Raw genomic sequence first — 26,212 nt, 5'->3', positions numbered from 1 at the left:
GCCATGGGCGCCACCGACAGTGTCAGCATCGACCGCCTGCGTTTCGCGCTGCTCGCCAGCGCGGTGCCGGATCGCGCCGGCGCGCTGCTGGCGCGGCTGCGCGAGGTGTTCCGCGCTCACGTGCCGCAGGCCATCGCCCGCCGCCGGCCGGATTGCGGCGACCCAGCCTACCTGTTTATCGAGCGGCTGGTGTTCGACTGCCCGCTGAACGCCGCCTGGAGCGACACCCGGCTGGCCGATTCGCTGGCCAAGGCCCTGGCCGCCGCCCTGGCCGCGAGCGAGGCGCAGCCGGCGCGCGCGCTCGCCTTCCGCGACCGGGCCGAATACCTGGCGGCCTTCCTGCTCGCCCTCGCCGACGGCAGCGCCTGGCGCCAGTGGTGCTTCGACGAGTTCGACGGCCTCAAGCTGCTGCCCGTCTCCGGCGCGCTGCGGACGCTGCTGATCGCCGAGGGCGACGCTGGCCGCACGGCGCTGGCCAGGCTGACCGGGGACGCGCTGCGGCGCGTGCTGGAAAGCCTCGGCAGCGCCGACGCCGGGCGCCTGCTGGCCCATCTGCTGGCCGGCCCCTCCGGCGCTCCGGCGCCGCCGCCGGCCACCTTGTTGCGGCTGATCGATGCCATGCCAGCCGGCGCCCCCCGGCGCCGGCTGGCATGGCTGGTGGCGCTGGGCCGGATCGGGCCGGATCACGCCAGCACGGCCGGGCTCGATGCGCTGGACTGGCTCGACCAGCTGCGCCAGGCTGCGCGTGCGGGCGATCTGAACGCCTTGCTCGATGCGGACCTGGCGGCGGCCGGCCTGCTTGCCGCCTGCTGCCGGACGGCCGGGCTGGCCGACGCGCCGCTGGCCGCCTGGCTCGATGCCGACTGCGCCGGGCTGGTGGCGCGCCTGCGCGCTTTGGCGCCGGCCGCCAGCGGGACAGCCGAGCGCTGGTATTGCCCGCATGGCGGCGCCTGGCTGCTGCTGGTGCAACTGGCGCACCTCGGCTGGTGGGCGCGCTGGCAGGCGCGCTTGCGGCTGGCCAGTCCTGGCGCCGCGAACGCCCTCGCCGCCCGCCTGGCGCTGGCCGTGGTCGCCCGCGCGCTGGGCGGGCAGGCATGCGCGTCCATCGAAGCCGACAGCGTACTGCGCCGCGCGCTTGGCATCGGCGACGACCCGCGCGCGGGGCCCTGGACCCAAGGCCGCCAGCGCTTGCTGGCAAACGCGCTCGCCCTCCCGGCGCCGCAGGCGGCGGCCGGCGCCAGCGTGATCCTCGGCCATGGTGGGCAGCGCCGCCTGGCGCATATCGAAGCGGCGCGCGGCACGATCATCGCGCTGCGCCCGTGCGCGCCGGACGCCGCCCAGGATCGGCCCGACGCCGGGCTGCCCGCCACAGCCGCCTGGTGGCGGGCGCACGACCCGCTGCGCAGCGGCCGCACACAACTCGAACGCGCGCTCGGGCTCAACGCACTGAACTTGCTGCGCGAATTCGCCGCGCGCCTGCCCGGCTGCGACGAAGCGAGCCCCGGCCATCTGCGCAGCCAGTGCCTGAGCCAGGGCGCCGATGTCGCCATCGGCGACGGTCATATCACCGTCCATGCCGGCCGCGCGCCACTCGACGTGCTGCTGACCTTGGCCGGGCTGAAGCGCACCAAGGTGGTCCTGCCCGACGGCCGCATCCTGGCCTTGCAGCCGGAGAGCGCGCCGTGATCGCCGACGCCCTCGCCGCCTTCGCACCGGAACTGGCCCGGCTCGATGCGCTGATCCTGCACGAGATCGGGCGCCTGCGTGCGCGCTACGAACTGTCGCTCGATGAATTGCGCGGCCTGTATATCAGCGACCGCCAGGTGGACGAACTGGTGCGCGCCGGCCAGGCCGCCGATGCCGCGCCAATGGCGGCGATCGACATCGGCGCGCTGCGCCAGGCCGCCGCGCCCTCGCCATGGACGCACCTGGCGCGCGCACTGGCGCTCGATGACGACGAGCGCGACCTGGTGCTGGTCTGCCTGGCACCGGAACTGGACCCGAAATACGAGACCCTGTATGCCTATCTGAACAATGATGTCAGCCGCAAATGGCCGAACGCCGAGCTGGCCGCCCGCCTGCTGGGGCAGGACGGCGCGCACCGGGTAGCGCTGCGCGGCCTGCTCGCGCCCGAATCCCGGCTGGCCGCCAGCGGCGCGATCGAGGTGGTACCCGGCCAGCGCGAACTGCCGCGCGCCCAGCGCGAACTGCGCCTCGCCGCCGCCGTGGCGGGCTGGCTGCAAGGCCTGCCCTACGTCGACGAGCGGCTGGTCGGCGTCGCCCGCGCCAGCCACGCCGAGGCCGTGCTGCCGGCCGACGCCTTGCACCCGGAGGCGCAGGCGCTGCTTGGCAATGCCGCCCGCGCGCTCGACCAGGGGGTGGCCTTGCCGCCGCTGGTGCTGGTCGCCGCCACGGCCGGCGACGCCGCCCTCGCGGCGCAGGATATGTTCGTCCGCGCCCACTGCCCGGCCCTGGTGCTGGACCTTGCCGCCTTGGCCGGCGCTGCCGCGCCGGCCAAGGCCTTCAACGCCGCCGAGCTGATGCAGCGGGTGCTCGGCATCGGCATCGCCGCCGCGCCGCTCGATGCGCTGTTCGATCCCGAGCTGCGCCCGCTGGAAACCATCGCCGCGCCGCTGCGCCGCCTGGCCTCGCGCTCGCCGGCGCTGCTGCTGGCGGCGACGGCCGGCGTGCATTGGCGCGAACTGCTGCCCGATACCCTGGCGCTGGAGATCCGTCTCGCCGATCTCGACACGCGCGGCCGCGCCCGCCTCTGGCGCGCCGCGCTCGATACCCAGGCCGACAGCGCGCCGGTCGAGGCGCTGGCCGACCGTTTCGCGCTCGGCCCGGGCCGCATCCGCCAGGCTGCGGCCGCGGCCCGCCATGCCGCCACCCTGGCCGGAGACAGCCTGCCTTCGGCCGCGCAGCTGTTCAGCGCCGCGCGCGCCGCCTCGCTCGACGGCGCCGGCGGCACCACCCGCGCCATCGGCACGCCGTTCGACTGGGACGACCTGGTGGTGCCGCCCGATGTACGCCGGCGCCTGGCCGACCTGCTCAGCGCCATCGAGCTGCGCTACCGGGTGCTCGACGAATGGGGCTTCGGCGCGCGCATCGGCGGCGCGCGCGGCATCAAGGTCATGTTCGCCGGCGCCTCGGGTACCGGCAAGACGATGGCCGCCGCCATCATCGCCAAGACCTTGCAGCTGGAGCTGCAGCGCATCGAACTGGCGGCGGTGATTTCGAAATACATCGGCGAGACCGAGAAAAACCTCGACCGCGCCTTCGCCGCCGCGCACCGGGCGAATGCCGTGCTGTTCCTCGACGAGGCCGACGCCCTGCTCGGCAAGCGCGCCGAGGTCAAGGATGCCCACGACCGCTACGCCAACATCGAGACCGCCTACCTGCTGCAGAAGATGGAAGAACATGAGGGCATCGTGATCCTCGCCACCAACCTCGCGCGCAACATCGACGAAGCGTTTTCGCGCCGCATGCAGTTCGTGGTCGAGTTCCCGCACCCCGACGGCGCCAGCCGCGAGCGACTGTGGCGCGGCATGTTCCCCGCCACGGCGCCCACCGCGCCCGACCTCGACTTCGCTTTCCTCGCGCGCCAGTTCCCGCTTACCGGCGGCGACATCCGCAACATCGTGCTCGACGCGGCCTACCACGCGGCCCAGGAGCAGGCCGCCATCGGCCTCGGCCACGCGCTGCGCGCCATCGCGCGCCAATACGCCAAGCGCGGCAAGGTGCCGACGGTGGCCGAGTTCCGCGAGCATTACGGCATGTTGATGCAGGAGCCGGACCTGGCGCGCCCGGCCGCCGGCGACCCAGCGGCACTGGACGGCCATGCCTGAGCAGCCCAAGGCGCGCTATACGACGCGCGAACGCACTGCGCGCCGCATCGCACGCCGCGCGGCCGCGCCGCTGCGGCCGGCGGCGCCCGAGCCGCAAGCCGCTCCGGAAGCGCGCCAGGCCGGCGCCAACCAGGACACCTTGCGCGCCCTCGGCATCCAGGCCAGGCTCACCGTCAGCCAGCCGGGCGATCCGGACGAGCAGGAAGCCGATCGCGCCGCCGACGCCTTTGTCAGCGGCCAGGCGGCACCCAGCCTCGGCGCGCGCGGCGGCGCGACGATCCAGCGCCAGTGCGCCGGCTGCGCGGACGAGGCGCCAATCGCGCGCAAGGCCGGCGCCGCCGCGCCACGCCTTGGCGGCGAGCGCGCCGCGATCGGCGCCGGTCATGGCCAAGCGCTGTCGCCGCATCTGCAGCGCGACTTCGGGCGTTTCTTCAACCGCGACCTGAGCGACGTCCGGGTGCATACCGGCGCAGCGGCCCACACGGCGGCCGATGCGCTGGCGGCGCAAGCCTTCACGCGCGGCGGCGACATCTATTTCGGGCGCGGCCGTTTCGACCCGCAGACCGGCGGCGGCCAACATCTTCTTGCGCATGAGCTGGCACACACCGTCCAGCAGTCGGGAAGACCCGATGCCGGGCAGCGGCTGCAGCGTGCCGCCACCTGCACCGTGTCCGGGCCGCCGCGTGCCAACCCGGACACGGACACGGTCACCAAGGCGGTGCGCGACGGCGATGTCGACATCGTCGTCACCAGCATGAGGGGCAAGGGCGTGCCCGAGCTGTGCGCCCTGCGCAGCGCGGTGGAAGGCGCCGCCGGCCAGAAGCTCGAACGCTGGCTGATGAGCCACCGCAGCCTTGCCGATGCCCTCGGCACCGCGGCGCGCGTGCTTCCGTTCGCCGCGGCACTGGCCCCGCCCGCTATCGGCCCGGCGCTGGCCACCTTGTCGACACTGCTGCCCGGTGGCACGGCGGCCAAGAAGACCGGCGCCACCGCCGAGGAAGGATTACGCCTGATCCTCCCCGTGTTACCGCTGATCGACAAGCTCGAGCTGTACGACGAGGGTTATCGCGAGATCGAACAGGCCCAGCTCGATATCATCCGCAATGCCAGCGCGGATGAGCGCTCCGCCGCCAGTGCCGAGTCCGCCAGACTGGAGGCAATCTACGCCAAGATGGGCGTCAAGGAGGAATACGACGCCCGGCTGTTGATCGATCCGGAGAAAAAATACGCCGCCGCCGAGCACCTGCTGACCCGTGCGCCAGGCGTCGTGTCTGACGACGAGGATCTGGTGTTCGACGCGATCTGGGCGTTGACCCCGTCCGAGCGCAAGGATTTCTACAACAAGCGGAACATGGATCTGCATCATCTGTTGTCGGCCGACCGCTTCAAGCTGCTGGGAACGCTGTCCACGGGGACCGAGGCTGAAGCGCTGATCGCACGGCTGCGGCTGGCCACCGAGAGCAGGATCGACGACAAGGAGGCGATCCAGGCCGTGGTGGACCGCGCCATCGCCTTGCTGGCCGAGCAGAAGGGCTTGCGCGCTACCCTTGCCGTGACCACCTTGCCGCCGGAAGAGCTGGACAAAGCCAGGGCCAGGCTGGCCGAATTGGGCGAGCTGGAAGCGCTGGTGAAATTTGGCAAAGGCAAGCTCGATCCGACCAGTTTCCTTGGCCGCCTGGCCGACGCCGCCGATTCGCCCGACGCCTTCGGCGCCATGGCCCACAAACTCGGCAGCGCCATCGCCGATCCGGGCGAGCGCACCGAGTTCGCCTTTGCCGCTGCCAAGCAGCGCATCATGATGGCCGCCAGCATCGGCGGCGCCGACGAAGATGCGGTGCGCAACGCCATCCTCGAGTTGCGAGCCCCGCCGATCGCGGACGCCGTCAAGCTGACGCCGCCCGAACGCGACCAGAAGCAGGCCGAGGCCAATGCCAGTCTGCGCCAGCGCCTGGTCGACGATGAGGACGTCAAGCGCGTGATCAACGGCATGGTCGGCTCGCAGCGGCGCCGGGTGCTCTCGTTCATCAGCGCCGATCCCTTCGTCGAGAAACTGACCGAGCTCACGCTCGCGCTCAACAACGCGCGCTGTGGCGAGTTCTTTCAGCTGGTGCTGCAGATCGCCCTGCGTGAGGACTGGAAGAAGCGCTTCGAGGATACCGCCAGCAGCCCCTTCGACACCTTCGCCCGGGTCCACGGCCAGCAGCGCGACATCATGCTCGAGATCCTCAAGAGCAAGCGGATTCCAACGGAACAGATTCTTGGTTTCAGCGGCGACGTCGAGACCTTGCGCGCGGCCTTGTCGAGCATGGACGAGGCCGAGCGCACCCAGTTACGGCTGGGCTACGTGCTGTCCAGGAGCGGACGCCAGCCGGCCGACGACAAGGCAAAGGACGCCCTCTCAGCCTACCGCAAATTCGACGCCAATCTGCGCAAATCGCAGACCACGCTCGGCGCCGTCGATAGCGCCGGCATCGAGGCCGTGCTCGATGCGGCCCTGGGGACCGAACCGACGGCGCAGGAGATGGCGACCGACGAGGGCAAATACGATGCCGCCGCCCTGATGTACGAGCGGATCGGGGCGCGGCTGGCGTTGGGCCGCGGCGCCAGCGCCTTGTTCACCGAAACCGACGAGACCATGCTGGCCGCCGGCCGCGAATTCGGCGCGCGCTGGCTGCAGCTGCGCGAGCGCAAACCGCCCAAGCTGACGACGATCGAGCTGGGCACACTGGCCGCCTTCTATGACCAATTCAACCACCGCACGGAAGAGTTCACCGAGGCCAGCAATACCGCCGGCGAAGTGGCCGGCATGGTCGCCGCGACCATCGCCGGCACCCTGATCGTCATCGGCACCGGCGGCGTCACGGCGCCTGCGGTGATCGCGGCCGCCGCGGCCGGCGGCGGTGCCCGTGTGGTCACCCGCGAAATGTTCGGCGCCGACTATTACAACCCGGTCGGCGGCGAGGGTGCGCGCGATGCGCTGCTCGGCGGAATCGATGCCGCGCTGGCCGTCGTCGGCGCCGCGCTCGGCGCCAAGGGCGCGGAGCTGGTCGGCCTGGGCGGCAAGGCCTTCCTCACCAATGCCGCCAAGGTCGGCGGCCAAGTGGCCGAGCAAGCCAGCGGCAAGCTGCTGCACCGGGTCGCGGCCGGCTCGGTCGAGGCGGCGATCGATGGCGCCTTCTCCGGCTTTGTCAGCGAAGCGGCGAATGCGATGACCGATAGCCGCACCTGGCGCGCCGGCGTGTGGCGGGGCTTGGTTGCGGTGGGCCGCGCGGCGCTGATCGGCGGCATGTTGGGGCTGGCCGCTGGCGGCGTGCTCGGCGCGGCCCTGCCGGTGGTCGGCGCCGGCCTGCGCAGCGCGGCCGACAAATTGCTCGGCGCCAGCGTCGAACGCACCCTGGCCAAGGCCGGCGCGACCGAGACCCTGGAAGCGGCGCGCAGTGCTATGCGCGCGGGCAATACTGGCGAGGCCGAACGGCTGTTCGCCCAGCTCGAAAAACACCTGTCCGCCGAGCAGGCCAACGTGCTGTGGCGCGACATGGCCCGGCTGGCCGAAGCGGCCAGCATCCTCGAGGAACCGCTCACCCTGCTCGGCGAACGCCATACGCTCAAGCTGGTCGAGGGAGAGCACGGCGCCTTCTTCGTCCTGTGCAGCTGGTGCACCCGGGTGCGCGATGTGCTCAAGGCGGCGCTGGACAAGGCGGCCGATCCGGCACAGATCAGCCGCCTCAAGGACCTGATCACGCAGGTGGAAACGATGGAGGCCAATCTCGCCGGCGGCGCGGTGTCGAAGAGCGAGGCGACCAGCCGCAATACGCTCAAATCGCTGCTCGGCAAACTGACCGAGAGCGAACATCTGGTCGGCAAAGGTCTCGCCTTCCAGCCCAGGCTGTCAACGCCCAACTTCGCGAAGCTGGCCAACGATCCGGCCGTCGCGCGCCGGGCGGAAGAACTGTATCAAGGCTATCTGGATCAACTGCTGGCCTCGCGCAAAGAGATCTTCGGCAAGGAGGGCAAGGAGCAGCTCGGGAAATTTTTGGTGCCCGAGCTCGAAGCCGAGGCGCAGGCCCGGGCCCTCAGCCAGGCCCAGAAGGAGCTGGGGCGGCCGCCGCTCGAGCTCAAACCGGGGGAGCCGGCCCGCACCGTGGTCGACCCGCAGGTCGACTATCCCTTCGGCTTCTTCGACCGGGCCGCCTTTCAACAATTTTCGACACGGGTCGGCGCGGCCGTCGAAGCGCGCTCGCCCGGAGCCCAGCTCGCCATCGAGGGCAGCGGGGTCACCGGCCGCCGCTTCGAGCGCATCGCCGCGCCACACGGGCCGAGCGGCGCGCCGTTCGGCCTCGGGCGGCTGAGCGACTATGATATCGCCATCATCTCGGATGCGCTGTTTGCCGAAGCGCAGCGGCTGCATGTACCGATGAGCGGTGGCAAGGTGGCGTCGACCAACCCGATCAGCCCGACCGATCTTGCCCGTCTCAAGCTGACCGGGGTCGATAGCGCGGCCCGCCAGGGAGTACTGGACGCCACCGGCATCGCTTTCCCGGTAAACTTCAAAATCCGCCCCAGCAGCGCGGCCGAGGCGGGACCACGGTTACCGTTGCCGCAAGGCGCCCCCTGAGGAGCAAGCGATGCCTGCATTTCCCCCACCCCTGTCGCTGCGCCTGAACGGCGGCCTGCGCACCGAACCGTTCGTGCTGCCGCTGACGCCTGTCGAGACCTTGCTTGGCGTACAGCTGGCGCCCGAGGATGACCTCGAGCTCGGTGGCGCGCACTACGCCTACGCGACGGTTCCCACGCCCGCGCGCGGCCTGGTGGACGTGCTCATCTGCGCCAACGATCCGGCCAGCCCGAGCTCCACCTATGCCGCCCGGCCCGACTTGCTCACGGCGCTGGTGATCGGCTGGTTCGGTCACAACTTGCTCGATCTGGGGCGGCTGGAATGGCAATTGCGCGCGGCGTACGGGGATCTCTTCGATGTGGCGGAATACTCGATTGTCACTTTGCCTCCGGCGGACGGGGCGCCGTCGGCGAGCGAGGTGCACTGGGTACAGCATGAGCGGACCGAGCGCCATCGCGGCACGCCGCTGGCCGGTACGCCGACGCTGGCCTGCACGCTCGATGTCGCGTTCCCGGCTGGCTGTGAAGGACTCGCAAGGTCCACCCTGGACAGCCTGCACGACGATACCGCCGCCCAAATCCGGCAGATTCAGGCCAGCGCGCTCGGGGATGCGAGGACACGGCTCGCGCTGAGCTTCGATAGCCCGTCCCTGCTCGATCTCGGCCGCTATGCGCAGGCGCTCGAGCTGGCCTGCGGCGATAGCGCCCGGGTTCTGGCTTATGCGGTCAGTGGCGATCTCCAGCGCGACGGCCATTGCTTGCGCGTCGAGCGTCGTTTCGCGAGCCGGCTGGAAACCCTGCCTGACTGGCTGGCCGCTGCCCCGTCCACAGGGTGAGGGGCACAATCGCATGGCACACCGGCCAACCGCCGCGACACGGCATCCGTCACTTCCCGGCGGCGCGGCGACGCCCGCTCCGGTGCCTGCGGCCGAGTCGGCCCCGTGGTCGGCCCATGCCGGCAATTTCCAGGTCCAGCGGGCGGTGGCCGGGGCGGCGGCCAGCCAGGCCGGCGCCGCCGGACACACGCACCACGACGGCGGCGCCAGACTCGCGCCGGCAGCGAGCGACGGCCAGCCCCTGCCTCCGGCGATCAGTCACGAGTACGGGCAATTCTTTGGCACTGACCTGTCGTCGGTGCGCGTGTTCACCGATCCGGCGGCGGCCGGCATGGCGCGCGACCTGAACGCGCAAGCCTTCACCCAGCGCGGGAACATTTATTTTGCCCAGGACCGTTACCAGCCGCACACCGTGGCCGGCCGCAAGCTGCTCGCGCACGAGTTGGCGCACACCCGGCAAGGATCCGGCGCGCAGCTGCGGCGCGCGCCAGGGCCGGCTGGCGCCGCCCCGCCGCCGCTCACGCTCGACTCGCTGATCCGCACCGGCGCGCCCGGCTTCACCGACGCCGCGCTCGACGCCGCCTACCAGAGCTATCGCCGAAGTGAAAAAGACCCGGTCAAGCCGCGCCTGTGGGCGCTGCGCCAGACCAGCGGCGCACCGCGCGAACGGCTTGAGCAGTTGCTGGGTCCGGATTACGCGAAGGGCCAGCTGACGGGCGCCGCCGCAGCGCCGGTCGACGTCGGCCAGGCGCTCGCCCCGGCCGGTTATGACCAGACCCGGGCGGCCGAGGACATGGGCGCGCTGTCGGCCCGGCCGCAGGCGCTGACCGACCGTCTGTCGAACATGCTTGACACCCCGATCCAGAACAACCAGGTCAACGCCGGGCATCTGAATATCCTGCAGGGGAATGTGGCGGAAGTGCTGGCGCGGCCGCTGTTGGAGCAGGCGCTGCAGGATGTGCGGCGCGATGCGCCCGACGCACAGCTCTTCCTTGGCGTGCGCGCCCGGGTGCTGCGCAGCGACGGCACGCCGAGCGACCCGGTGCTGTTCTCCGATGGGCTGGTGGCAGCCGTGCGCCCCGCTGGCCTGCAGATATTCAAGCTGGCCGAGATCAAGTCCGGCGAGCAAGGCGGCGTGCAGGGGCAGGAGCAGATCCACCGCTGGATCGAACTTCATTCGAGCGACCAGATCGAGATCCTGCTGCCCGGCGTGGCGCGCACCTTCCGCCTGTCGGACACGGTGCGCGAGGTGGTCGGCCTGGCGCGCGCCCCCCGGCTGCTGATCGCGCCGCGCGGCGCGAGCTTCACCACCGAGCGCTCGGGCCATGGCGTGGCGGCGCCGGTCGAGCGGCGCGAACTGGCGCAGAGCGGCGAGGAAATCGCGTACCTGACCCGGCTGGTGGCGCAGCAAATCATCCAGATGCAGCAGGCACGCCAGCTGCTCGCCCAGGCGCAGGCGCAGCAACTGACGCCGAAGCCCCTCGCCAGCCTCGGACAGCTGCAGGATCCCGACGTGGTGAACCAGCTGCTGAGCGAGAACCAGGGCACGGCGCTGATCCAGGGGCAGCTGTACCGGGTGTCGATCGAGGGCAAATCGACCCGGGTGCGCCTGCTGCCGGCGGCGCCGATCAGCGTGCCGCGCCTGGCCGCCCCCGGCATGGCGCCGCAGGCGCTGCCGGCCACGCCGCCGCAGCCGGCCCAGACGGCCTTGCCCGCGCCCGGCGGCGCCGGCGGCCCGCTCGCCCAGCCTGTTCCCTCCCTGCCGCAGCTGGGCACGGGCGGTCCGGTGCCGGCCCTGCGCTCGCCTGGCGCGGGCGCAACCGGCGGCCCGCTGGCCATCCCCTTCACGCCCCCCGGCAGCGGCATCGTGCCGCCCAACGTCATCAACTTCAGCGGCAAGGACATCGTCATCGGCGGCCGCACGATCGCGCCGACACCAGGCGAGCTGCCGCGCGCTGGCGAACTGGTCGTCATTGGCTACGATAACTTCTGGGTGGTCGGCGACATGCGCACCCGCGAGCCGATTGCCGGCGTGTTCGAGGGCGGCCAGTGGTATCGGGTGGTGGCGGGCGGACGCGTGCTGCCCGTCGATGCCGATGGCCGCGTGCGCACCGAGGTCGAGCCCATCCCCTTCGAGCACCTGCCCCAGGTCGCGCAGACGCGCCCGCCTGCCGGCCCCGGCGGCGCAGGCGGATCGCGCTTTGGCGGCGGCACGCGCCTCGCCGCCGGCGGGCTTGGCCTGCTCATCGTCGCCAATGAGATCCTCGGACCGATCGGCCAGGTGCTGCAGAGTCAGCGGCGCAATATTGCCCTCGGCGAGGCCGAGGGAGACTTCTGGATCCGCTTCGGCGGCAACCCCGAGTTGGGCGTGTGGAGCCAGACCGATCGGACCCAGCTGCCACAGGGCAGCCGCCCCGACACCGCCGTATTCGGTTCGCCCAGTTACGGCTATGTGATCGATATCGATGTCGCCGCCTTCAAGGCAACCTTGCCCACGATGATAGGCAACTACCGCGACTACCTGCTGTTCCTCGACCTGGCGAAGACCCTCGGCAGCATCATTGAAGAGCCCCAGATGCCGCGCTTCCCCAGCCCGGAAGAACGCCGCGCGCCGCGCCGTTACCGGGCCTTCGTGAACCGTGAGGACCGCGCGGGGAGACGCTACCATGACATTACCGACACCCTGCTGGCGATCCGCGAGCGCACCCTCGGCCAGTTGGACGACGAGATGCGCGCGAAGGTGCGTGGCTTGCCCGCCGGCGAACAGGGCAATATCTTCCGCCTCAAGTCGGGCAGCGCGACGCCGCTGTTCCGCTCGGCAAGCGGCGCCCAGCCCATCCTGTCCGACCAGCAACTGCTCGGCGACGATCCCTGGGTCAGGCCGCTGGGCCGCCGGGTCGGCGGGGGCGCATGGAACTGCTTCATGCGCGGCAACTACGCCGACCGTGTGCTGGTCGAGCCGGCCAATGCCGATGCGCAGCGCGGCACCGTGCTCAGCGCCTACGCGGTGAAGCGCCCGATCGACCAGGTACTGGACGAAGTGAGCGAAGCAGGCCGCCCGATCACCCAGCGGCAGCCGCCGGAGGGCCGCCTCGACAGCTTCGTGGCGGGCCCCGAGCCAGGTAATTCGCGCTTCGGCGAAACCCGCTACTATCGCCATCCTGACATGCCCGAGCAACAGACGGCCGCCATCGGTGAGTTGCGGCAGTTCTGGGTCAATGCGGACGATATCGAGCCCGTAGTCGCGGCCAAGGTCAGCGACTACGCCACGCCGCCGCCTTCGACACCGTAGCGGCGCCGCCGAGCCCGGGTGGTTCGCCGGCTATCCCCGGTAGCGCGCCGCGTCGATGCCGTGCTTGCGCACCAACTGCCAGAACGCCCGCCTGTCCTTGCCGCTGGCCTGGGCCGCATGGGTAATATTGCCCTGGCAGAGCAACAGCATGCGTTCGATATACATCCGCTCGAAGGCCTGCACGGCCTGCGCCTTGGCGTGGCGGAACTCCAGGCAAGCGCAGCCATCCGGCGACTCCGGCAGGTCGAGGTCGCCCGCCTCCACCGTCTCGCCCCGGCACAGCAGCACGGCACGCTCCAGCGTGTGCTCCAGCTCGCGGACATTGCCGGGCCAGGAGTAGGCCGCCAACCTTGCCAGCGCAGCCGTGCTTAGTCGGTTCACCTCGCGCCGGAATTCGCCGGCAAAGCGCTTGAGGAAGTGATGGCTGAGCAACGGCAGGTCGTCCATGCGCTCACGCAAGGGCGGCAGGCTGACGGAGAGAATGTTCAGGCGGTAATAAAGGTCGCGCCGGAAGCGCCCTTGCTGCACCAGCGATCCGATATCGCCGTTGCTGGCCGCCAGCACGCGCACATCGGCGTGCCTGGTTTTTGTGCTGCCGACCGGGCGATATTCCTTCTCCTGCAAGAAACGCAACAGCTTGGCCTGGGTGCTCAGCGGCATACTGTCGACCTCATCGAGGAAGAAGGTGCCGCCCTCGGCTTCGGCCGCCAGGCCGCTGCGCTCCTGATGCGCGCTGGTGTAGGCCCCGCGCGCATGGCCAAACAACTCCGCCTCCACCAGCTCGGAGGGCAGCGCGCCACAATTGACCGCCACCCACGGGTGGGATGCGCGCTTGCTGAGATAGTGGATTGCCTGTGCGCACAGTTCCTTGCCCGTGCCAGTCTCCCCCAAGATCAGCACGCCAGCGTCGCTCGCCGCCAGGGTCGGGATGCGCTCGAGTTGCCGGACGAAGTTCAGGCTGTTGCCGACCAGCTTGGAAAGCAAGGGATGCAAAGGGGAAGCTGGCGGCGCACGCGATGCCGCGCACCGGTGACGCTGCTGTTCGCGCAGCCGCCACAGGCGTGTTGTCAGCTCCTCGGCGCCATGTTCGCTTGCCACGAAATCGCTGGCCCCGAGCGCCAGCAGGCCTTGAACCATCGATCCCGTCAGTCCGCGCGTCACGGCGACGACCGGGCTGTCGCCCTGCCCGCCGGCCAGCAATTGTTGCCTGGCCCAGGCCAGGGTATCCCGCCCCACCAGCATCAGGGTCACATCGCAGGCGTCGGCCGCAAGCGGCGCGGCAGGGTTAGGGTTCGCGCTCCATGGGCGCAGCAACACCCCGGGATAGCCTCGGGAAGACCAATCCTGCAGCCACTGCAGATGCGCCGGTGCGGCGATGACCCTGCATTCGACCGGTTCCATTCGACCTCCCAGCTCGCCAGGATGTGTACTTACGCATCTTAGCCCCTTAATCACATTAGAAATACGGCAATTTTCACCGCCATAAAAAATACAACGGCGCCCGCATCCCGGCCGCTTGCCCATATGCAAGGCCACGCGGTCCGGTATGGCTGAACGCTGGCGGATATCTGGTCGGCGTTGGGGGATGGAACGAGCTGTACAGCAAATACAAGAACCGCGGCCTCAATACCAACCTCGGGAGCGTGAGGAATCAATTCATTTGCCACCAGCAGGTCGTTGCCGTCGTCCAGCCGAACAAGGCAAGCTGGAATATTGACGAATGGCGCCGCGACGTCGGCTATCTGGCGACGGTCAATGCACGCTGCAATCCCGGCCAGCCGGGTGGCGGCAAAGTCATCGATTGAACAAGGACGTCGCCCTGATGGCTTTATCTGGCAAGCAATACAACGGCATTGTAAAATGAGGCACATTCACGCGCGGAAAACACGACAATGCCTTTAGCCGATCAATTGCAAGCGCAGACCGAGCGCTTCGCGTCCTTCCTCTCTTCCGATCCCGACAACGTCAGCCTGCTCATGCAACTGGGCGACCTGTATCTGCAAGGCGGCAAGCTCGACCAGGCGCTGGCATCGTTCGAGCGGGTCATCGCCCTTGCCCCCGGCACGGCGGTGGCGCACGGACGCCTGGCCACGGTCTACCTGGCCCTGCACCGTTTCGGCGAGGCGGCGGCCACCTTGCAAGGCTTGATCGACGGCGGCGAAACCGACGCCGCGCTCTACCATAACCTGGGCCTGGCGCTGTACTACCAGGAGCGCTATGCCGACGCCGCCAGCGCCTTCACGATCGCCCGGCAGAACGGCATCGACAATGCCAACAATGCCAAATACCTGGCGCACTGCCTGCACCACGAAGGCGAGCTGGACGCGGCGAACGCGGCTTGCGAGCACTGGGCCAGCATCGCCAACGATGCCGACAGCAACGCCTATCTCTCGCTCGTCAATTTCGACATGGGTGATCGCGCCCGCGCCGGCGACCTGGCCCGGCAAGTGCTGGCCGAGGATCCCGACAGCGTCGATGCGAACGCCGTGGCCGGCGCGCTGGCCCTGGAAAAGCAGGATATCGATGGCGCCAGCGCTTCGTTCGAGCGGATCCTGGCGCAGCGCAGCGATAACGGCCGCGCCTGGCTCGGCCTGGGCTTGACCCTGATGCACAAGCAAAACAATGTCGACGCCATCGCCGCCATGACCAAGGCCAGCGAATGCATGCCCGGCCACGCCGGCACCCTGATCGCGCTGGGCTGGGCCAAGCTCAATGCGGGTGACGCCGTGGGCGCCGAGCAAGCCTTCCGCGCAGCCATCGAGGCCGACCGCAACTTTGCCGAATCGCATGGTGGCCTGGCCGCGGCCTTGGTCACGCAACAGCGCATCGACGAGGCCAGGCACGCCATGACCGTGGCCAACAAGCTCGATCCCGCCAACTTCGGCTCCGTCTATACCCAGGCCGCCCTGCTCAAGCTCGACGGCCGTTCCGAACTGGCCGACCGCCTGATCGAACGGGCGCTGCGCCAGTCGCCGCTCGAGGGCACGCCGACCTTGTTCGAGCATCTGTCGACCTTCCTCTCCATGCGCCCGAAAAAATAGCGGCGCCGGCGCCGCCCATCCCCCTGGTGGCGCCCCTCTTCAGCAGCTCAGGTCGATCTGCCCGCTGATGTCGATGCTCTCGCGCAGGCGGCCAATGGCCGAGCGGTGCAGTTGCGACACCCTCCCCTTCGACAGATTCATGATGGCAGCGACTTCATCGAAGGGCAGCTGCTGCATATAGTGGTAATTCACCACTTTCCTTTCCTTGTCCGGCAAGCCGTCGACCAGCGCCTTCACTCGCGAACCGAGCTGCGCCATTTCGATGCGGCGATAGGTATTGTCGGGATAGCTCGACACGTCTTCCGGCATCTCGTCGGCGCTGTCGAGGATGAAGCCGAGCGCCAGGTCGACCGCCAGCTCGGCCAGGTAGACGAACAGGTCGTCGGCACCGGCGCTGGCCGGATCGCGCTCCTTGACCGAGGCCACGCGCTCGCTGGTGATCCGTTGGCGCGCCCTGACCTGCTCTTGCTTTTCGGTGAACGTGGCGATGCCGTTGAGAATGGCGCCATTGATGCGCGGGGTGGCGAAGGTTTCGAACTTGATCGCGCGGGCCGGATCGAAGCGGTCCACCGCTTCGATCAGCCCGATGGCCGCGTACTGCAGGAAATCGACGAACTCGAGCTCGAGGAAGGTACGCCGGGCGAACGCCTTGGCCGTGAGCATGCGCGCGAACGGCAGATAGAACGCTACGATGCGCTCGCGCACGGCGTCGCCACCGGCCTCGCGCATGCCGCGCCACAGGTCCGCGATGTCCGCGCCCGGGCTGGGGGTGGCGGAACGCGGCAAGGAGATCGTCATCACGGTCGGATGGCCGGACGTCAGGAGAACGTGCCCAGCAGGGAACGCACCACCAGGTTCCAGCCATCGATCAGCACGAACATGAGGATTTTCAAGGGCAGCGAAATCGATGCCGGCGGCACCATCATCATGCCCAGCGACATCAGCGCGCTCGAGACGATCAGGTCGATCAGCAGGAACGGCAGGAAGATCACGAAGCCGATCTGGAAGGCCGAGCGCAGTTCCGACAGCATGAAGGCGGGAATCAGCTGCACCAGGTTGATGTCGTCGATGGTCGAGGGTTGCTCGGCCTTGGACAACTCGACCATCAGCGCCAGGTCTTGCTCGCGGGTCTGGCGCACCATGAATTCGCGGATCGGCTTGATGCCTTCGCGCACCGCCTTGTCGGCCGCCATCTTGCCGGCGACAAAAGGCTCGAAGGCTTGCTTGTTGACCTCCTGCAGCGGCGCCGACATGCTGAACATCGTCAGGAACAAGGCCAGGCTGATGATCACCGTGTTGGGCGGCGTTTCCGGCATGCCCATCGCATGGCGCAGCATCGACAGCACGATCACGATGCGGATGAAGGAGGTCATCGAGATCAGGATGGCCGGAGCCAGGCTGAGCACCGTCAGGCCGAGCAGGATCTTGAGCGCCGACGACAGTTCGCCGGCACCGGCCGTACCAGCGCCCGACAGGCGGAACTGGAAGCCGGGACCGGACAGGGTCGGTTCGGCCGCGTACACGCAGGCCGAGCCGAACATGGCGCCCAGCAGCAGCAGGCCGATCAGCGTATTCTTGCGGGTCGGCAGGGAAAAGAAACGGCTCACGTCGGCTCCGATGGTGTTGGGCCGGCAACGGCGGCGATACAAACGACTCCCTGTTCGCTATGCGCGAGCAGGTACTGGGATCCGGCGAATTCGACCACGTGCAGGGAGGCGCGCGGGGTCAGGCGGCGCGTGTCGAGCACGCGCAGCAGCTTGAGCGGGGCCGGGGTGCTCGACAGGCGCAGCTTGTAGCGCAAGGCGTACAGGCCCGCGCCCAGTCCCAGCAGCACGATCAGCACGGCGGCGCCCAGGCGCGACGGATCGGTCTCCCCGCGCTGTTTATCCTGCTTGAACGGAATCGGGGCGCCACTGTGCGCGGCTGGCGCCAGCGGCGCCGGGATGCTGGCGGCAACGCTGGCGCCAGCAGCCGATGCCGGCGCCGATGCCAATGCCAATGCCGATGCCGACGCCGGGCCGGCATCGCGGGCCAAGGCCGGCGCCAGCGCGGCGGCCAGCATCAGGCCGGCCAGCACGCCTTTGAGCAGCCTCATGCCGCCGTGGCGGTGCAGATCTCGGTGACCCGCACGCCAAAATTGTCGTCGACCGCCACCAGCTGGCCGCGCGCGACCAGATTGCCGTTGAGGAAAACATCGACCGGCTGGTCGACCGGACGCTCGACCTTGAGCACGGAAAATTCTTTCAGCGACAGCACTTCGTCGACCGTCGTCTCGATCGCGCCGACCACCACGCTCAGGGTGACCTTGACGCCTTGCAGCAGGCGCAGGTTTTGGCTCAGCAGCGCGGGACCGGCCGGCGTCTGCGGCGCGATGTCGGACAATTCGACGACGTGGGTGGCATTCACGCGTTCTGGATTGGCATTGATGGTGCTCATGATTTTTCTTTCAAGGACGGCAAATGACGATGGCAAATTAATTGGAAGGATGGCGCACGGCTTCGACCACGATGGCGCCCTCGGCGCTGCCCAGATGGGCGCCGAACAGCGCCTCGCCGCCGGGACCGTTCACCGTCACCGGCTGGTCCACATGCGACTCGAGACGGATGACGTCGCCCACGGCCAGGGTCAGCAGATGGCTGACGTCGACCTCGGCCTGGCCCAGGGAAACAGTCAGGGTCACCGGCATGTAGCCCAGCACCTTGCGCAAGTCGGTGCGCACCGGCAGCGCGAGTTTTTCCGGCGCCGGCAAGTCCAGGCAGGCATGGTTCAGCACGCACAGCATCGGCTGTTCGGCGATGCGCAGCGCGACCACGACGGCACCGCTGCCGCGCCGGAACAGGCGCGCGGCCGGGGCGGCGGCGCCGCTGTCGGCCGGAGCGCTCACGCCAGGCGCGGCAGCGGCGGCCAGGGCATCGGCCAGGGCCGCGCACGCTTCCGCAGCCGTTTCGGCGGCCAGCGAGGCGCCGCGCGCGGGCTGCGGCGCATGGCGCTGATCGGGCGGAAACAAGCGCGCTTGCAGGGCGCGCGCCAGCTCGTCCGGCCAGCCGATCCAGACGGCTTGCTCGGCTTGCGCGTGGTGGCGCTGCCATTGGCCGGGACACAGCGCGTTGCTGTCCCAGGCGCGCGCGCACTCGAGCGTGCAGGCGCCGCGCTCGACACCCCAGGCTGCGGCCCAGGCATCGAGCATGGTGTTGCAGCGCTGCGCCAGCGCCGCCAGGGTACTTGCGCCCAGCAGGCAATACGGACTGACCTGCATGCTTACTTCCTCATGTCGAGCAGGGTCTGGATCATCTCGTTGCTGACGCTAACGATTTGCGAGGACGCCTGATAGCCGCGCTGCATGATGATCAGATTGCTGAACTGCTGCGACAGGTCGACGTTGGCGCCTTCCACCACGCCGGCGCCGATGGTGCCGAACAGGCTGGTGCCGGCCTTGCCGATATGGGCCGTGCTCCTGGTGGTAAACATGTTGCCGCTGACCTCGTCGAGCGACTCGATGCGGTCGAAATTGGCCAGCGCCAGGTTGGCGCCCTTGATTGCCTGGCCGTTCGAATAATTGAGCGTCAGGGCGCCGTCGGCGTCGAAGGTCTGGTTGCGCAAGGTACCGATCGCATAACCGTCGACCTCGCCCGGCAGCAAGGACGAGGTGCCGCCGTTCGACACCGAGGTGACATTCGTGGAAAAGTCGAGCTTGACCGACATTGGCGCCATGCTCTTGGGCGTGAAATTGAGCTGGACCGCGTTGGCCGTGGCCAGCGGGTTGCCGTTGGCGAACTGCAGGGTGCCGGTGCCGACCACGGTGCCGGTCTCGTCTTTCGCGCTCACGGTATAGTTGACGTTATTCGCCGGCAAGGGCGGGGTCGGATTGGCCTTGGTGAAGGTCATCGACAAGGTGTGCTGGCCGCCGGCCGCGTCGAACACATTGACCGGACCGACCGTGATGTCGCCGGTCGGGAGGGTCGGCAGATTGCCGCTGAACTTGACGCTGGTGGTGGCCTTGCCGGGGGTATTCTGCAAGCCGGCCAGGGTAATATCCTGCAGCATGCCGTTCGCGCCCAGGCCGGCCACGCGCGACTTGCCGTCCGAGCCGACCAGGATGCCGTTGGCATCGAACTGGAACTGGCCGGCCCGGGTGTAGGAGGTGGCATCGCCATCGCGCAGGATGAAAAAGCCCAGGCCATTGATCGCCAGGTCGAGCGGGCGCCCGGTCTGGTTGATCTGGCCCTGGCTGAAGTTCACGCGCGTGTCGAGCGTGTTCAGGCCGGAGCCGGTGCCGGTGCCGTTTTGCGCGCCTTCCTGGCTGAACAGGCTGGCGAACTGCTGGTCCACGCCCTTGTAGCCGGGGGTGTTGATATTGGTCAGGTTATTGCCGATCACCTGCAGACCCTTGGAGTAGCCGATCAGGCCCGACATCCCGGTGTTGATAGTATTGATCATGAACGTGCTCTCTTATTGTGCGGATGTGATTTGGTCCAGGGTGACGCCGGTAAACACCGCGCCATTGCTCTGGGTGACGGTCAGTTGCGCCTGGCCGGACACGAACTGGATCGCCGAGACCCTGCCGGTGACGCTCGGGCCGCCGTTGGCGCCGCCGCTGCCGACTCCGACGTTCCTGCCAAGCAAGCCCACCGACCCGGTGACGGCTTGCTGTTCCAGCATCTGGTCGATCTTGGCGTTGAGCTGGGTGCTCTGCTCAAGCGTGGAAAACTGGGCCAGCTGAGCGACAAATTCCTGGTTGTCGAGCGGCTTGAGCGGGTCCTGGTTGGACAGCTGGCTGGTCAGGATCTTCAAGAATTCCTGCAGGTTCAGATTGTTGACTTGCCCTGGGCCGCTGGTGCTGGAAATCGCCATTGTGTTGCTCCTCTGGTGTACTGCTGTGTTTGATGTTGACTGGTTTGGCCGGCCCGCAAGGGCCTGCATCTTGTTCCGGTATTGCCGCCATCGCGGCGGCTATTTGCGCTTGACCTCCGGCGGCGCCGGCGCCATCGCGGTTTTCTTGCCGTTCAAGGTCAGCGCCTGCAAGGTCAAGCCTTCGGCCTGCATTTCCTTCTTCAGCGAGTAAGCCAGCGCATTGGCCTGGAACTGCGACAGCGCGGCGTCGCGGATCCAGGCTTGCACCCCTTCGCCGTCGTGAAACAGGTGCATGCTGCGCAAGGCATACGGCAGTTCGTCGGCGGCGCTCTCGCCGCCGCTGGCGGGGGTGTGCTCGGGCGCTGCCTCGCTCGCTTCGGCCTGCTCCTTGAGCATCGGCGCGCGCGCGGCCAAGCGCGCCGGCGGCGCGGCCGCAGGGCCGACCCGCGCCAGGGCGGACTCGCCGGGCAGCGCCGCGGCCGCCGCGCGCATGGCCGGGTTGGCCATCGGCGCCATGCCGGGCATGGTGCCGGCGGACAAGGATGGCGCCGCTTCCGCCACACGGGCGGCCGCGGCTGGCGCCGCAACGGGCGCCGCCAGCCCCATGGTCAACAGGCCGACGTGCGCCAGCTCGGCCGTGGCGGGCGCGCCTTGCACCTGCCCCTGGCCTGGCGCGGCCGGTGCCGGCGCCGCGGCCGCGACGCCCTGCGCCGCTTGCACCGCAGGCTGGCCGCCCGCCGCCGCGGCCAGCGACTGCGTGGCCGCCTCCTCGCCCTGCCCTGCGCGCTCGCGCCGCGGGTCCTGCTCCGCAGCCTGGCGCGCCAGGTGGTGCGGGGACGGATCCAGGCCCGGGTCCTGGTGCGCCTGCGGCGCCGCGCCGCGCGCGCCTGGCGCCTCGCTCGCGGCCGCCTGCGGACGGTTGCCCAGGGCGGCCCGTTCCAGCTCCTGCAGCCAGGCGCCGGACTTGGCAACGCCGCTGTTGCCCATGAAACCGGCGCCCGGCACGCTGCCGAACCGGCTTACCGAATCAAAACTGTTGCTCATGCTTGTCTGCTCCGTGCTCGTGATCGCGTACATGCAAGGTCGACCAGTGATCGTCGGCCGCCTTGAACTGCGCGCTGTTTTCCTCTTTGCGAAATTCGGCGAACATCTTGTCGCGATGCTCCTCGACCGCCTCGACCCCGCGCTGCTCGGCCACGATGCGGTCGATCAGCGCGTCGCGTTCCTGCGCCGCCAGCGCGATTTCCTCGTCCTTGCGCCTGGCCAGTTCGGCCAGCTGGCCCAGGTAGGCGATCACGGTGGCGAAACCGTCGACGTTAAAATTGCCCGGCACCTCGGCCTGGCGCTGCCAGGCCTGGTTGACCGCCGCGCTTTCCTGCCCGATAGCGGCGCGTTGCCCCTGCAGCTCGCCCAGGCTGGCATTGCGTTCACCCAGTTCCAGCTTGAGCGCATCGAGCGCCCAGGTGCGCGAAAGCAGCACCGGTTGCAGCGCGTAACGGAATCGCTTGCTCATGCCGGGCCTCCGGCCATGATGGTGCGCAGCAGCTGCAGCGCTTCGCGCCGCGTGCTCGACTCGTGCACCGACTGGCGCAGCACGTCGCGCACGCTGGGGAACAAGGCCATGGCGCGGTCCAGCGCCGGATTGCTGCCGGCCCGGTAGGCGCCCATCTCGACCATCTGGCGGTTGCGTTCGTACACGGCCAGCAGTTCGACCACCGCCGACATGAGCTTCTGGTCGTCGCGCGTGGTCAGGTCGCCGGCCAGGCGGCTGATGCTCTGCAAGACGTCGATGGCCGGGAAGTGGCCTTCGTGCGCCAGCTGGCGCGACAGCATGATGTGGCCGTCCAGGGTGGCGCGCAGGATGTCGGACACCGGTTCATTGAAATCGTCGCCTTCGACCAGCACCGTGTACAGGGCGCTGATCGAGCCGCCCGAGTCGCTCGTGCCGCAGCGCTCGCACAGGGCGGGAACGTCCGAGAATACCGAGGGCGTATAGCCGCGCGCGGTCGGCGGCTCGCCCGCGGCCAGGCCGATTTCGCGGCGCGCCATGGCAAAGCGGGTCACCGAATCCATCATCAGCAGCACCTGGCGGCCCTGGTCACGGAAATACTCGGCAATCGAGGTGGCCGCATAGGCCGCGCGGGTGCGCACCAGCGCCGGCTGGTCGGAGGTGGCCACCACCACCACGCTGCGCTTGATGCCTTCGGGACCGAGGTGTTTTTCGATGAACTCGCGCACTTCGCGTCCGCGCTCGCCGATCAGGGCGATCACGTTGACGTCGACCTTGACGTCGCGCGCCAGCATGCCCAGCAGGGTACTCTTGCCAACCCCGCTGCCGGCGAAAATGCCCATGCGCTGCCCGCGTCCGAGCGGCAGCAGGCCGTCGATGGCGCGGATGCCGGTTTCGATCAGGGTGTCGATGCGCGGCCGGGTCAGGGGATTCATCGGCACGGCGTGCAGCTCGCGGTGGTAGGCCGCCTTGGGCGGCGGGCCGCCGTCGAGCGGCATGCCGAAGGCGTCCACGGTGCGGCCCAGCAGCGCGTCGCCCACCGGGGTGCGCGCTACCCGGCCGGTCGCCAGCACTTCGTTGCCGGCGCCGATGCCGCGCGGTTCGCCGTACGGCATCAGGATCACGCGGCCGGATTTCAGGCCCACCACTTCGGCCAGCAGCGGTTCCTGGTCCATGCCCTGGCTGATCTCGCAGATTTCGCCGATGGTCGCGCCGGGGCCGGCCGATTCGATGCTCTGGCCCGAAATGCCGACCACCCGGCCGGTGCGGCGCGCCAGCGGCACCGTGCTGACGGCGTCGAGGTAGGCGCGCATCATGACTGGTCCTGGTGGTGGGCGTGCGCGCGGCGCACCTTGAGCAAGGCGTCGCGTACGCTGCCGAGCTGGGTGTCCAGGCGCGCGTCGAGGGTGCCGCCGTTGCCGTCGACCAGACAGCCGCCGACCCGCACCGACGCATCGGCGCGCAGATCGAGCCCGGCGTCGAGCCCGGCCACATCGAGCGCGCTGGCGGCCTGGGTCAGCAGCGCATGGTCGTGCGGATGCAGGCGCACCACCAGGTGCTCGGTCTTGTGCTTGAAGCTGGCCAGGGTCTGGGCCACCATGCCGGCCACCGCCTCGCGCTCGGTGGCGACCGCGCCGATCATGCGGCACAAGGCCGTAAACACGATTTCGACGCTGTCATCCTGGGCTTGTTCGAGCACCTTGGCGCGGTTCTGGCTGAGCGCCAGGCCGAGTGCGCCGATGCGTTCGAGCTGTTCGTGGACCGCCTTGCGCGCCTGCGCTTCGCCGCGCTCGACGCCGGCGGCGTAACCGCGCTGCTCGGCCAGGGTGATGGCCTCGTTCAATTCCTGGTCCATGCGCAGGCGGTTGGCCTGCTCGCGCTCCGCCACCCGCGCCAAGGCTTCGTCGGTGGCCTTGGCCACTGCGGCGCGCACGGCTTCCTGGTCGAGCGCGAATGCCGCTCCTTGCACCGGCGCCGTTGGGGCCACCGGCTGCACCGCCTGTACCGGCAGCGGCGCTTGCACCCTGGGCAGCGCGGCCGCTTTCGGCGCCACGGCGGCGGCCGGCGCGACCGCGGCCGCATTGGCCGCATTGGCCGTATGAGGCGTCTCGGCCTTGCCCGCCTTGGCGCGGCGCAGCTGGCGCGTGCCGGCCGAAATCGTGGGAGTGCGGATGATCGGCATTAGGTGTTCCTCGTGGATTCAGGGCGGGCCCCGAAGCGCTCGCGCAGCGCGCGCAGGCCGCTGGCGGCGCGCGTGCCCGATCCGGCCATGCCGGACCCTTGTGCGGCCTGGTCCAGGCGGGCGGCCAGGGCCGTGACCAGAAACGCGGCGCGCGCGGGCGCGGCCACCGGGGCGGCCAGCGCGGCGCGGATTTTTTCCTGCCGGGCCGCTGGAAACAGCGCCAGGCAAGGCTCGCCCCACACCCAGCGCTGCACGCCGAGTACCTGGGCGACCAGCACACCCGGCTCGTCTTCGAGCAGGGCGAACATCTGGGCCGAGGTGGCGCGCGCCAGGCGCTCGGTCGGGCCCAGGCCGGCGACGGCGGGCGCCGGCGGCGCGCCGGCGAGCGCTTCTTCCAGGCTGGCCGGATCCTTGGCAAAACCGAGTTCGTCCAGCTCGGCCAGGCAAGCGAGCAGCGCGGTCTGGTCGGAACCGGGCAGCGCCTCGAGGATGTAGGCGCGGTCCTTCGGGCTCACGCCATGCAGGGCGACGGCGGCACGCCGGTAGCCGCTCATGGCCGCTCCCACAGGCCGCCGTTCGGGCCCGGCTCGTGCTTGGTGTCGATCCACTGGCGCACCTGCAGCAGCAGGCGTTCGCGTTCCTCGACCGTCAGCGCGGTGCCGGCGGCGCGCGGCTGGCCGCGCCGCAGGAAGGCCCACACCAGCAGGACCAGCATGACCAGCGCCGCCGCGGCCCAGATCGCCGCGGGCGGGACCGCGGCACGCGCGGGCGCCGGCGTTGCCGCCACCGGACGCGCGCCCGCCGCTTCGACACTGGCGCGCTCGAGGGCGCCGCGGTCGCCGGCCGCGCTGCCCAGGGTATTCATCGAATGGATGATGATGGCGTCGCCGCGCTCGCTGTTCAGGCCAACCGTCAGGCCCACCACTTCCTTGAGCTTGTCCATCTGGTAGTCGCTCAGCGGATTCTTGACCACCACCGCCACCGTCAGGCGGCGCGTGGCGCCTGGTGTGGTGACCGACTGCGCCACGCGGCGCCCGACCTGGTAGTCCGCTTCGGTCGAACCGCTCGACAGGCTCTCGCCGCTGCGCGCGCTGCTGGCCGCGGCGCTGGCGCCGGCGGCCACGTTGTCGCGCACGGTCTGGCGCGAACGCACCACCACCCCGGTGGGGCTGCCTTCCTGGGTGCCGCTGCGGGCCGGCAGCACTTCTTCGGTGGTCACCCGGCTCTGGTCCAGGTTGAGCAGCACGTCGACCGTGGCGATGGTTTCGCCGGGGCCGAAGGTGGCGTCGAGGACCTTGGACAGTTTGCGGGTCAGGTAATCATCGGCGCTGCGCTTGGCGTCGAGCATGCCCGAGGCGCTTTCCATGGCCGCTTCGCCGCCGCCGTTGCGCGTGAGCGCCACCCCGTGCTGGTCGAGCACGGTGACATCGGCGGCCTGGATATCCGGCACCGAGGCCGCCACCAGGCGCTGGATGCCGCTGACCTGCTCGGCCGCCAGCACGTGGTTCGGCTTGGTGACGATGGTGATCGAGGCCTTCGGCTTGGCCGTGGTCTTCTTGAACAGGCCCTGCTCCGGCAAGGCCAGGTGCACCCGCGCCGAGGCGATCCCTTCGATCGACAGGATGGTGCGGGTCAGTTCGCCCTGGATGGCGCGCTGGTAATTGACCTTCTGGACGAATTCGGTCATGCCGAAATCGGCATTGTTGAAGACCTCGAAGCCGACCGCGCCATGCAGCGGCAAGTCCTTGCCCATCACCTTCAGGCGCGTCTTGTAGACCATCTCGCGCGGCACCAGGATGGTATTGCCGCCGTCGGCCAGCTGGTACGGCACTTTCAGCCGGTCCAGCTCGGCCGTCATGGCCGACGCATCGGGCGCGGCGACGTCGGCGAACAAGACCTGGTAGTCGGGCCGGTAAGCCCATACGGCGATGCCCACGGCCAGGCCGGCGATCAGGGTCACGCCTACCACCAGGCCGGTTTTTGCCTGTGTGCTCAAGGCTTGCCAATTTTCAGTTACAGATGCCACTTTTCACTCTCT

Annotated in this window: 21 protein-coding genes; 7 read left to right on the top strand and 14 right to left on the bottom strand. The window is 69.4% G+C overall.

Annotated features, from left to right (window positions below):
• Positions 1–3: 3 nt before the first annotated feature.
• From IV454_RS24045 to IV454_RS24025, 5 genes are read left to right on the top strand one after another with little or no spacing between them, the layout of a single operon-like run.
• Entirely contained in the window at positions 4–1,686 is a 1,683-nt protein-coding gene (locus tag IV454_RS24045) for a hypothetical protein (RefSeq protein WP_206088178.1), read from the top strand.
• Positions 1,683–3,848 (top strand): ATP-binding protein, encoded by a 2,166-nt coding sequence (locus IV454_RS24040; RefSeq protein ID WP_206088177.1) that lies wholly within the window; start codon positions 1,683–1,685, stop codon positions 3,846–3,848. The genes IV454_RS24045 and IV454_RS24040 overlap by 4 nt, the downstream gene beginning before the upstream one ends.
• Positions 3,841–8,463 (top strand): eCIS core domain-containing protein, encoded by a 4,623-nt coding sequence (locus IV454_RS24035; RefSeq protein WP_206088176.1) that lies wholly within the window; start codon positions 3,841–3,843, stop codon positions 8,461–8,463. The genes IV454_RS24040 and IV454_RS24035 overlap by 8 nt, the downstream gene beginning before the upstream one ends.
• A gap of 10 nt (positions 8,464–8,473) precedes the next feature.
• The gene (locus IV454_RS24030; RefSeq protein WP_206088175.1) at positions 8,474–9,298 is read left to right on the top strand and encodes a hypothetical protein; all 825 of its coding nucleotides are present in this window, start codon (positions 8,474–8,476) and stop codon (positions 9,296–9,298) included.
• Between the two features lie 13 nt (positions 9,299–9,311).
• Positions 9,312–12,590, top strand: a complete 3,279-nt coding sequence (locus IV454_RS24025) for an eCIS core domain-containing protein (RefSeq protein WP_206088174.1) — start codon at positions 9,312–9,314, stop codon at positions 12,588–12,590.
• Positions 12,591–12,620: 30 nt separating this feature from the next.
• Here the strand turns inward: IV454_RS24025 and IV454_RS24020 are convergent, their stop codons facing one another.
• Complete coding sequence (locus IV454_RS24020; RefSeq protein WP_206088173.1) at positions 12,621–13,991, bottom strand: sigma-54 interaction domain-containing protein; 1,371 nt, start codon at positions 13,989–13,991, stop codon at positions 12,621–12,623.
• 104 nt (positions 13,992–14,095) lie between these two features.
• On the opposite strand from IV454_RS24020, the gene IV454_RS33040 reads away from it, so the two are divergent.
• Positions 14,096–14,395, top strand: coding sequence for a DUF2599 domain-containing protein (locus tag IV454_RS33040; RefSeq protein WP_206092808.1), 300 nt, complete (start codon positions 14,096–14,098; stop codon positions 14,393–14,395).
• 87 nt (positions 14,396–14,482) lie between these two features.
• Complete coding sequence (locus tag IV454_RS24010; RefSeq protein ID WP_206088172.1) at positions 14,483–15,631, top strand: tetratricopeptide repeat protein; 1,149 nt, start codon at positions 14,483–14,485, stop codon at positions 15,629–15,631.
• A gap of 39 nt (positions 15,632–15,670) precedes the next feature.
• On the opposite strand, the gene IV454_RS24005 is transcribed toward IV454_RS24010, so the two are convergent.
• Genes IV454_RS24005 through fliF form a run of 13 tightly spaced genes read right to left on the bottom strand, consistent with a single transcriptional unit; the run spans position 15,671 to position 26,200 of the window.
• Positions 15,671–16,429, bottom strand: coding sequence for a sigma-70 family RNA polymerase sigma factor (locus tag IV454_RS24005; protein ID WP_229522355.1), 759 nt, complete (start codon positions 16,427–16,429; stop codon positions 15,671–15,673).
• 20 nt (positions 16,430–16,449) lie between these two features.
• A complete protein-coding gene (gene fliP, locus IV454_RS24000; RefSeq protein WP_229521821.1) occupies positions 16,450–17,238 on the bottom strand; it encodes a flagellar type III secretion system pore protein FliP in 789 nt (262 codons plus the stop codon).
• The gene (locus tag IV454_RS23995; RefSeq protein ID WP_206088170.1) at positions 17,235–17,726 is read right to left on the bottom strand and encodes a flagellar biosynthetic protein FliO; all 492 of its coding nucleotides are present in this window, start codon (positions 17,724–17,726) and stop codon (positions 17,235–17,237) included. Before IV454_RS23995 ends, fliP begins: the two co-directional genes overlap by 4 nt.
• Complete coding sequence (locus tag IV454_RS23990; RefSeq protein ID WP_054262474.1) at positions 17,723–18,067, bottom strand: FliM/FliN family flagellar motor switch protein; 345 nt, start codon at positions 18,065–18,067, stop codon at positions 17,723–17,725. Before IV454_RS23990 ends, IV454_RS23995 begins: the two co-directional genes overlap by 4 nt.
• A 37-nt stretch (positions 18,068–18,104) precedes the next feature.
• Positions 18,105–18,887: a FliM/FliN family flagellar motor switch protein gene (locus IV454_RS23985; protein ID WP_206088169.1), complete on the bottom strand. Its 783-nt coding sequence runs from the start codon at positions 18,885–18,887 to the stop codon at positions 18,105–18,107.
• Positions 18,888–18,889: 2 nt separating this feature from the next.
• Complete coding sequence (gene flgF, locus IV454_RS23980) at positions 18,890–20,068, bottom strand: flagellar basal-body rod protein FlgF (protein ID WP_054262471.1); 1,179 nt, start codon at positions 20,066–20,068, stop codon at positions 18,890–18,892.
• A 12-nt stretch (positions 20,069–20,080) separates the two neighbouring features.
• The gene (locus IV454_RS23975) at positions 20,081–20,551 is read right to left on the bottom strand and encodes a flagellar hook assembly protein FlgD (protein ID WP_082691984.1); all 471 of its coding nucleotides are present in this window, start codon (positions 20,549–20,551) and stop codon (positions 20,081–20,083) included.
• A gap of 30 nt (positions 20,552–20,581) precedes the next feature.
• Positions 20,582–21,526 carry a hypothetical protein gene (locus IV454_RS23970; protein ID WP_206088168.1) on the bottom strand — a complete coding sequence of 315 codons (945 nt, stop codon included), beginning with the start codon at positions 21,524–21,526 and terminating at the stop codon, positions 20,582–20,584.
• Positions 21,510–21,995, bottom strand: a complete 486-nt coding sequence (locus IV454_RS23965) for a flagellar FliJ family protein (RefSeq protein ID WP_206088167.1) — start codon at positions 21,993–21,995, stop codon at positions 21,510–21,512. The genes IV454_RS23970 and IV454_RS23965 overlap by 17 nt, the downstream gene beginning before the upstream one ends.
• Positions 21,992–23,308, bottom strand: coding sequence for a FliI/YscN family ATPase (locus IV454_RS23960; protein WP_197422094.1), 1,317 nt, complete (start codon positions 23,306–23,308; stop codon positions 21,992–21,994). The genes IV454_RS23965 and IV454_RS23960 overlap by 4 nt, the downstream gene beginning before the upstream one ends.
• Positions 23,305–24,174, bottom strand: a complete 870-nt coding sequence (locus tag IV454_RS23955; protein ID WP_206088166.1) for a FliH/SctL family protein — start codon at positions 24,172–24,174, stop codon at positions 23,305–23,307. The genes IV454_RS23960 and IV454_RS23955 overlap by 4 nt, the downstream gene beginning before the upstream one ends.
• The gene (locus tag IV454_RS23950; RefSeq protein WP_206088165.1) at positions 24,174–24,728 is read right to left on the bottom strand and encodes a hypothetical protein; all 555 of its coding nucleotides are present in this window, start codon (positions 24,726–24,728) and stop codon (positions 24,174–24,176) included. Before IV454_RS23950 ends, IV454_RS23955 begins: the two co-directional genes overlap by 1 nt.
• Positions 24,725–26,200, bottom strand: a complete 1,476-nt coding sequence (gene fliF / locus IV454_RS23945) for a flagellar basal-body MS-ring/collar protein FliF (protein WP_206088164.1) — start codon at positions 26,198–26,200, stop codon at positions 24,725–24,727. Before fliF ends, IV454_RS23950 begins: the two co-directional genes overlap by 4 nt.
• Between the last annotated feature and the right edge of the window lie 12 nt (positions 26,201–26,212).

This window comes from Massilia antarctica (assembly GCF_015689335.1).
Classification (GTDB): Bacteria; Pseudomonadota; Gammaproteobacteria; order Burkholderiales; family Burkholderiaceae_D; genus Telluria_A; species Telluria_A antarctica.
The sequence above is the reverse complement of the archived record's forward strand: the minus strand, read 5'-3'. Positions and strand labels throughout refer to the sequence as shown.